Annotated in this window: 6 protein-coding genes and 1 tRNA gene; 4 read left to right on the forward strand and 3 right to left on the reverse strand. The window is 43.8% G+C overall.

Features of this window, described 5'->3' with window-relative positions:
* Positions 1-233: 233 nt before the first annotated feature.
* Entirely contained in the window at positions 234-1,745 is a 1,512-nt protein-coding gene (pepA, locus tag PSF16_RS15405; protein ID WP_006658423.1) for a leucyl aminopeptidase, read from the reverse strand.
* A 276-nt stretch (positions 1,746-2,021) separates the two neighbouring features.
* Here pepA and lptF point away from each other — a divergent pair, with 276 nt between their 5' ends.
* Together lptF and lptG are read left to right on the forward strand one after the other, a co-directional pair.
* Positions 2,022-3,119: an LPS export ABC transporter permease LptF gene (lptF, locus tag PSF16_RS15410; protein WP_179896935.1), complete on the forward strand. Its 1,098-nt coding sequence runs from the start codon at positions 2,022-2,024 to the stop codon at positions 3,117-3,119.
* Positions 3,119-4,195, forward strand: coding sequence for an LPS export ABC transporter permease LptG (lptG, locus tag PSF16_RS15415; protein ID WP_006662441.1), 1,077 nt, complete (start codon positions 3,119-3,121; stop codon positions 4,193-4,195). The genes lptF and lptG overlap by 1 nt, the downstream gene beginning before the upstream one ends.
* 93 nt (positions 4,196-4,288) lie before the next feature.
* On the opposite strand, the gene PSF16_RS15420 is transcribed toward lptG, so the two are convergent.
* Positions 4,289-4,549: a hypothetical protein gene (locus PSF16_RS15420; RefSeq protein ID WP_154630695.1), complete on the reverse strand. Its 261-nt coding sequence runs from the start codon at positions 4,547-4,549 to the stop codon at positions 4,289-4,291.
* Positions 4,550-5,011: 462 nt separating this feature from the next.
* Positions 5,012-6,238, reverse strand: coding sequence for a D-alanyl-D-alanine-carboxypeptidase/endopeptidase AmpH (gene ampH, locus PSF16_RS15425; RefSeq protein ID WP_154633525.1), 1,227 nt, complete (start codon positions 6,236-6,238; stop codon positions 5,012-5,014).
* Between the two features lie 419 nt (positions 6,239-6,657).
* Between ampH and PSF16_RS15430 the strand changes: the two genes are divergently transcribed.
* Together PSF16_RS15430 and PSF16_RS15435 are read left to right on the forward strand one after the other, a co-directional pair.
* Positions 6,658-6,742 (forward strand) — tRNA-Leu (locus tag PSF16_RS15430).
* A 316-nt stretch (positions 6,743-7,058) separates the two neighbouring features.
* Positions 7,059-8,330 carry a tyrosine-type recombinase/integrase gene (locus tag PSF16_RS15435; protein ID WP_272689582.1) on the forward strand — a complete coding sequence of 424 codons (1,272 nt, stop codon included), beginning with the start codon at positions 7,059-7,061 and terminating at the stop codon, positions 8,328-8,330.
* The last annotated feature ends 366 nt before the right edge of the window (positions 8,331-8,696 follow it).

Here is an 8,696-nt window from a genome sequence, read left to right on the forward strand (position 1 = left end):
TCGCGAGTTGCTACCCATCAATTTGCAGGAGTGTTGGTTGTATTCTTTCGCTGACCTAAAGCAAGATTAAATCTGCGCTGAATTATACTCGTTTTTACCACAGCCTCAAAATGGTGTGGTGAGTGTGACCTAACTGCTTGTTGCTTAAAAACAATATCCCGAATCGCAGAGTTTGCTCATCGGGATATTATAATAACAACTTAGTGAATCGCGATTATCAATCGTAATCGAAATTACTCGTCGCCATTTAAGCCTGCACGGTTCAGTAAGAACTGAGCCAACATGGAAACCGGACGACCAGTAGCCCCTTTGGCTTTACCTGAACGCCATGCTGTACCTGCGATATCCAAGTGCGCCCAGTTATACTTACCAGTGAAACGCGCTAAGAAGCAGCCAGCAGTGATTGCGCCACCCGGACGGCCACCGGTGTTTGCTAAATCAGCAAAGTTAGAGCTGATTTGCTCATAATACTCATCTGCTAATGGTAAACGCCAAGCACGGTCACCCGCTTGCTCAGAGGCATTTAACAGTTCATGAGCCAGTGGGTTATGATTAGACATCAATCCAGTATAGTGGCTACCTAAGGCAATGACGCACGCGCCTGTTAATGTCGCGATATCGATAACCAGTTCAGGCTCGAAACGCTCCACGTAAGTCAGAGTATCGCACAGCACTAAACGACCTTCAGCGTCAGTATTCAGCACTTCAACCGTCTGACCAGACATCGTTGTCAGAACGTCACCAGGGCGATAAGCGTGTCCGCCAGGCATGTTTTCACAGCCAGCCAATACGCCGACTACGTTAATTGGCAGTTGCAGCTCAGTAATAAAGCGCATTACGCCATAAACGGTCGCTGCGCCGCACATGTCGTATTTCATTTCATCCATGCCATCAGCTGGCTTGATGGAAATACCGCCTGAGTCGAAGGTTAAGCCTTTACCGACCAGCACAATTGGTTTGCACTCTGGATCTGGGCTACCTTTGTATTCCATGATGGACATCAGGGATTCGTTTTGTGAACCCTGACCTACCGCTAAGTATGCGTTCATACCCAGCTCTTTCATCTGCTCTTCACCGATCACGCGGGTGGTCAGTTTGCTGTCCGAAATATCAGCCAGTTGGCGAGCTTGCGATGCTAAATAGCCAGCGTTACAGATATTTGGTGGCATATTACCCAAATCTTTAGCGGCTTTAACGCCAGAGGCGATCGCTAAACCGTGGGCGATTGCGCGCTCACCGCTGGTCAGTTCACGGCGCGTTGGTACGTTGAATACCAATTTACGCAGTGGACGACGATGCTCTGTTTTATTACTTTTCAGTTGATCAAACACGTATAAGGATTCTTTCGCTGTTTCCACTGCTTGGCGAACTTTCCAGTAGTTATTGCGACCTTTTACATGTAACTCAGTCAAGAAACAAACGGCTTCCATTGAGCCAGTTTCATTCAGAGTGCTAATGGTTTTTTGAATGATTTGTTTGAATTGACGCTCATCGAGTTCACGTTCTTTTCCGCAACCGATCAATAAAATACGCTCAGATAGAACGTTAGGCACATGATGCAGCAGTAAGGATTGACCTACTTTACCTTCAAGCTCACCACGGCGCAGCAGGGCGCTGATATATCCGTCACTGATTTTGTCCAGCTGTTCAGCGATAGGGGACAGACGGCGTGGTTCAAAGACTCCGACAACGATACAAGCGCTACGTTGTTTTTCCGGGCTACCACTTTTTACACTAAACTCCATGCGTTCTCCTGAATCTTAAAGACAAAGGTCGATGCTCCAGTTAAAATTAGCCTTTCGCATGATCTGGCTTATAGAGAATGAACTCTTTGTGTTAAATTGAGCAAATACCTAGTTTTGCTTATATTAAGCATATTCCGATATAGTACGTAGTATAGATAATGCTTTTATATCATTCTAGCCAAACAATAAACCAGAGTATATTTTAGTAAATGGCTGTCATAGAACGAACTTAGCCATTTTCATCCCAAAAGACAAGTTTTCACAGGCGTAATAAGCGTGATCATTATTCGATATTTGGTTCGGGAAACCCTAAAAAGTCAGCTGGCGATACTTTTTGTCCTTTTGCTGATCTTTTTTAGTCAAAAGTCCATCGACATCTTAGGTGCCGCTGTTCAAGGGAATATTCCTTCGAATTTAGTTCTTCCATTATTAGGATTAGGTGTGCCGGAAATGGCTCAGCTCATCTTACCTTTAAGCCTATTTCTTGGGCTATTGATGACTTACAGCAAATTGTACACAGAAAGCGAAATTACTGTGATGCATGCCTGCGGTCTGGGTAAAAGTGTGCTTGTGAAAGCGGCACTGGTACTCGCTGCATTAACCGCTTTAGTTGCGGTTGCCAATATTACGTGGATGCTGCCTTGGTCGTCTCAGTATCAAGAGCAAGTATTGGCCGATGCGAAAGCCAACCCTGGCTTAGCCGCAATGGTGGAAGGGCAGTTTAAAACCACCAAAGATGGCAACTTTGTGTTGTACATCGGTGAAGTCAAAGGCAATGATTTTAAAAATGTTTTCTTAGCACAGCTGCGTACAGCCAATGAGCAACGTCCATCCGTTGTTGTGGCAGATAGCGGTTATATGAAAGAAGATGAATATGGTCGCCAAATGGTGGTGCTGGACCAAGGAACACGCTACGAAGGTACTGCGATGTTACGCGATTTCCGCATCACTGATTTTGTGAATTACCAAGCGGTTGTTGATCATAAAGCCACGGATGTGAGCACTGACAAAGTGGAACAAAAAACCATGATGCAGCTGTGGAATGAAGATAACCCTGAGGTCAATGCTGAATTCCACTGGCGTCTAACCATTGTGTTCTCTGTGGTCGTGATGGCGTTGATGGTAGTGCCGCTGAGTGAAGTGAACCCTCGTCAAGGGCGCGTACTCAGTATGATCCCTGCCATGTTGTTGTATCTGATTTTCTTCTTATTACAAAGTACGTTACGTAATAGCGCCGATAAGGGAGACATCGATCCTAAATATGCGATGTGGGCGGTTAACTTGGGTTACTTGCTATTAGCAGTGATTCTGAATTTATGGGATACCGTACCAATGCGCAAAATACGCGCTAAGTTGACCAGAGGGGTTGCCTGATGTTTGGTGTTTTAGATAGGTATATCGGTCGAACTATCCTCAATTCGATTTTGATGACGCTGTTTTTATTGGTTTCCCTTTCAGGGATCATCAAATTTGTCGAGCAGCTTCGCAAAGTGGGTGACGGTGATTACACGGCGATGAGCGCAGGGGTTTTCACCTTATTAACCGTTCCCAAAGATATCGATATTTTCTTCCCAATGGCGGCATTATTGGGGGCATTGTTGGGATTAGGAGCGTTAGCTTCCCGCAGTGAACTGGTGGTGATGCAAGCGTCGGGTTTTACCCGTTTGCAAATTGCGATGTCGGTGATGAAAACAGCGATTCCATTGGTTATCGTTACGATGATCATGGGGGAGTGGGTTGCACCTGCAGGCGAACAATGGGCGCGTAATTACCGCGCAGAAAAAATTGTGGGTAGCTCTTTGGTCGTAACAGATTCAGGTATGTGGGCGAAAGATGCCCATGACTTTATCTATATCCAGCGCATTAAAGATGCAAGCACCATCCAAGATGTTTCTATTTATCGCTTCGATGATCATCGCAAATTAGAGTCAGTGATGTTTGCGGCACGTGGAACTTACGATGCAGATAAAAAATTGTGGGTATTATCCCAAGTTCAGGAATCTATCTTAGGTAGCCAGCAAAAAATCACGGGTTCACAGCGTTTAACCTATGACTGGAAAACCAATCTAACACCGGAAAAATTAGGGATTGTTTCCCTGAATGCGGATTCCCTCTCGATTCGTGGGCTATATCAGTACATCACGTATTTGAAAGAGAGTGGACAAGTGGCTTCGGTGTATCAGCTGAGTATGTGGCAAAAAATTCTGGCGCCATTGTCTGCGGCGGTAATGATGTTGATGGCGGTTTCCTTTATCTTCGGACCTCTGCGTACTGTTCCAATGGGGGTACGTGTGGTTTCAGGGATTGTTGGCGGCTTCTTGTTCTACATCTTAAACCAAGGTTTTGGTAACTGGAGTTTGGTTTACTCCATTCCGCCTGTGGTTGCAGCAGCGCTGCCGAGTGTCTTGTTCTTGGGTGTGAGTATCTTCTTGTTAGTTAAACGAAAATAGTTCATTCCCTTTAAATTGAAAAAAGGCTGTAGAATCGAATGATTTTACAGCCTTTTTTATTGCTGATGGCAAGTCTCCATTTTAAGAACACACTCATTTTATGCTGAAGATAAAATTACCGAAATTACTCAGCATCGATTGAATTTTTCCTTGTGGCTTAAATAATCCATGCTGGATCCTTTTTTGTTCCGTCTGAGATGTATATTCACCGATAATGTCTATCACGTTTTTTCCACTTTTGTTGGCAATCTGTTGTGCATAAGAGAAAGAACCGCCATTTGCACTGTATGATTTTCTAATTCTGTAAGCATTTCTCCAGGTTGCTTGGATGAATGATTGCTTTGCTTCGATCATGGTATCTGCGAATCGTTTTTTATACTCGGCGGTGGCTTCAATGTTCGGATCATCCGCTTTTTCATTAACCAGATCTTGAAAGATCTATTTCGACATAGTCTAGTTTTTTAGGCTGTGGAAAGGCTTTTTGATGATTAAATACATTTCTGAGTTGCTGTACTCATTCAGAAACAGTGTTCGTTCCTGATTATATGGAGCTGGGAAGTAATATGTTATGAGCGAAAAGCGGGATAATTTTCATCTTAGTTCCTTTGTCAATAATGAGTGATAAGGTCTAAGAGTAGCGAAAGGTCATCCTAAAATATTGCATAAAAAACAGTTGGCTATCAGAAAGAGTGGCGAATGAAAAACTGCCTGAAGGGCTCAGGCAGTTGTCACGATAAATGTCAGTAGGCGCACAAATCCGCGTTTTAGGGTAGGGGTATAACTCGCCAGTGCATTAATCGCGTCGGCGGTACCCTTTCAATTTTTCCCATACGCATGGTTAGAGGACAACGAAGCGACCATATCGTTAACACCGGCAGTTAACTTACTGAACTTGCTACCCTCTTTACGGGTCATCACCACGAATACCGCAATATTTTGCTGTGGGATCATCGCCATATAGGTATTAAATCCGCCGCCGCCACCGGTTTTCTGGTAGATCCCCGGAATACCGTTTTTAGGCTTCATATAAACCCAGCCTAGACCCAGCCCATCAGCGTAACCAGCGACATCCATTCCCTTGGCATCAATAAGTTTTTCACGTGGGAAGAAAATACCCTGTTCGCGAGCTGCGGTGGCTTTACGTAAGTTATTATCTGTGGATAAAAATTGCTGCATCCACTTCTGCATATCAGCAGGGGTTGAGTATACGCCGCCGCTACCTGCCGCCGCAAGGGTGTTGTGGCATGGGCTTGGCTTGGTGCCTTCCATTAATCGGGCACACTGATTTTTACTTGGCGTATAGGTGGTATCCGTCATTTTCGCCGGAGAGGTCACGTATTTGCTGAACAATTGCGGGTATGACTGCCCCGTTGCTTTAACCATGGCATCAGCAAGTAAATCATAGGCGAGGTTGGAATAAGCCGCTTCAGTGCCCGGCGTAAAATCGAGCTTACCGGTTTTCAGCCATGTCCAACGGTTCTCTTGGGTTGGCCAAATAAACACCGGACGCCCCCATTTTCCACCGGGTTGCTCACGAGGTAAGCCACTGGTATGGCTCGCTAAATGATACAGTCGGATAGGCTGTCCGCTGTTGTTATCTGGAACAGTAACGCCGTTGTAGCTGTATTGCTGTAGCGGGTCGGTAATCGCTAATTTTTTATCTTGCTCCAGTTTAATTAAGATTTCACTGGTCATTAATTTGCTAACAGAAGCGATACGGATCAGGGAATTAGGACCCGGTTTTTGTCTGCTACCCGGCGCAGTTTCCCCATAATAGCGGGATAAGGTTTGGTTATTATCAATAACGATAATCGCCATGCCACGGGCATCGCTTTCGTTATAAATGCGGTTCGCATACATATCGACAATTTTGGTGACTCGTTCGTAAGTTCGTCTATCACCTTCGAATATTTGCCATTCGGAATTACCTGCAAGCATGCCACTTTGTGGGGTTTGCGAGGTTCTTTCTGTCGTTGAGGAGCACGCCATCAATGCCGCAGACAATGCGGATACCGACAAAATTTTAAGAAACGTTTTCTTCATGTTTGAAGCCAGCCGATATGATTGTTTATAAAAGGCTTTTCAGCCAATATTTATTTTTTCTTCGAGAAAATTTTCATTATGACACCAATTAAGATGCCAATAACCAGACCAGTGGCTATCCATCCAACAAAGCCCATAAAATATGCCTTTATAATTTTACATAAGAGTGCGGATAAACTAACAAAAATTACGCTTTGTCGCCAGTCACACAAAGGTTAAGGCTATGAAAATAGTTATAGGAAAATTAGCATAGATATTCAAATCTTGTTGAACATAACAGGGGATATTGTGTTTTTCATTGGAGGATTTTTGTAGGTGCTTTTTTTTTAATCGAACAATCTGATTCTTCAAGATAAATGTTGCCACTAGGCATAAGGCAAGTATAATGGCAGCGTTTTCCAAGAAACACATCACTTCGTGCCGGAGTGGCGGAATTGGTAGACGCAGTTGATTCAAAATCAACCGCCTTCGGGTGTGCCGGTTCGAGTCCGGCCTTCGGCACCATAAGAACATCAAGAGACGTCAACCGACGTCTTTTTTTGTATCTGAAATCCAGTGTTTGCAAGGCTTCCCTCGCGTTTTCAGTCAATGCATGTCAACTTAACTCAACCCACATCAACCTCCGTGTGAGTATACATCTGAGTATATCTTCGCTTCGATAATGTTTGTATACTCATTATATCTCGAACTATCGATGCTAAAGCAATGCAGGCGCAGCCTGTGGCGTAGGTGTATAGTTGGTTATATCACTCAAAATCATCGACTGTAATCTGAGATATCTCGTTTATATACTCACTCTGGGGTGAAGAGGACAAAGAATATGGCATTAACCGATACGAAAGTTCGTGCAGCTAAACCAGACGAGAAAGCTTATACACTGACAGACAGTGATGGCTTGTTTCTGTATATTCACCCCAATGGCTCTAAATATTGGCGCTTCCGTTTTCGCTTTGGCGGCAAACAACATTTAATGGCCTTTGGCGTATACCCTGAAATTTCTTTAGCGGATGCAAGAGAAAGAAGGGATGCAGCTAGAAAGCAAGTTGCTTTAGGTATCGATCCTCGTGAACTCAAGAAAGAATTAAAGGAAGAACAACAAAAGGAATTTAATACCTTTGAGAAGGTTGCTCGTGATTGGCATGCGACGAATAAGAAGTGGTCTGAAGGGCATAGCCATCGAGTGCTAAAAAGTCTTGAAGACAATATCTTTGCTGCTATTGGTAAACGCAATATTGCTGAACTGAAAACTCGCGATCTACTCGAATCGATTAAAGCCGTAGAGATGTCTGGACGTCTTGAGGTGGCAGCACGTTTACAACAGCGCGTAACTGGCATTATACGTTACGCCGTACAAAGTGGTTTAATTGACTATAACCCAGCACAGGATATGGCTGGTGCAGTTGCGACAGGTAAACGAGTCCACAGAGCCGCTTTAGAGCTTAAACGTCTACCCGAGTTCTTACAACGTATCGATGATTATAAGGGAAGACCTTTAACTAAACTTGCCGTTAAACTTACTCTATTAGTTTTTATTCGTTCTAGTGAGCTACGTTTCGCCCGTTGGGATGAAATTGATTTTGATAATGCAATGTGGACGATCCCTGCTGAACGCGAAGCGATAGAAGGCGTTAAACACTCTCATCGCGGATCAAAGATGCGAACTCCTCACTTAGTTCCTTTAAGCCGACAAGCTATTGAGATCTTAAAACAGATCTATCAATTCAGCGGTAATCATGAGCTGATCTTTATCGGTGACCATAACCCTAGAAAACCCATGAGTGAAAACACGGTAAACAACGCATTACGTGTGATGGGCTACGACACTAAGACGGAAGTGTGTGGGCATGGTTTTAGAACGATGGCGTGTAGCTCGTTGATTGAGTCAGGGCTATGGTCGAAAGATGCAGTAGAAAGGCAGATGAGCCACCAAGAACGCAACTCATTAAGAGCTGCTTATATTCATAAAGCAGAGCATATTGAGGAACGGCGGCTGATGGTGCAATGGTGGGCTGATTATCTGGATGCGAATAGGCATAAAGAGGTTTCACCATTTAGTTTTGCTAAACTGGGTAATTCATTAAAGCCAATTTAAATCAGGTTATTTAATTGATTGGGTATGGAGTAGGGCTAACAGGATATGATTTCTGCCTCACGGTGAGCACGATTTTGCATGAGAAGGGATAAAATGCTACATAGATTGAACTGGGTATATCGATATGTATGAAAATCTAGGGGCTCTTAACCTTGTCTGGTATATGGATAAACTGAAGGAAGTAATGCAATGGTATGCGTGCTACAGATGAATTGGAGTGTAGAGTAAGCAATGTGGTGCATGTGAATTTTCAGCAACTATAGTTATCCTTATACATAGGGATAACTATTCGTTTTTAATTTTATAGGAGTATCAGTTCAATATTGTGATAGATGTCAAGATAATCGTTTCCATTGCTAATTTTTA

The sequence above is a fragment of the Providencia sp. PROV033 genome, from assembly GCF_028484855.1.
GTDB classification, from domain to species: domain Bacteria; phylum Pseudomonadota; class Gammaproteobacteria; order Enterobacterales; family Enterobacteriaceae; genus Providencia; species Providencia alcalifaciens.

What these genes read in the sequence shown, in the direction of transcription:
- pepA (WP_006658423.1), bottom strand. Translation starts at nt 1,745, where the DNA reads ATGGAGTTTAGTGTAAAAAGTGGTAGCCCGGAAAAACAACGTAGCGCT.
- lptG (WP_006662441.1), top strand. Translation starts at nt 3,119, where the DNA reads ATGTTTGGTGTTTTAGATAGGTATATCGGTCGAACTATCCTCAATTCG.
- PSF16_RS15420 (WP_154630695.1), bottom strand. Translation starts at nt 4,549, where the DNA reads ATGATCGAAGCAAAGCAATCATTCATCCAAGCAACCTGGAGAAATGCT.
- ampH (WP_154633525.1), bottom strand. Translation starts at nt 6,238, where the DNA reads ATGAAGAAAACGTTTCTTAAAATTTTGTCGGTATCCGCATTGTCTGCG.
- PSF16_RS15435 (WP_272689582.1), top strand. Translation starts at nt 7,059, where the DNA reads ATGGCATTAACCGATACGAAAGTTCGTGCAGCTAAACCAGACGAGAAA.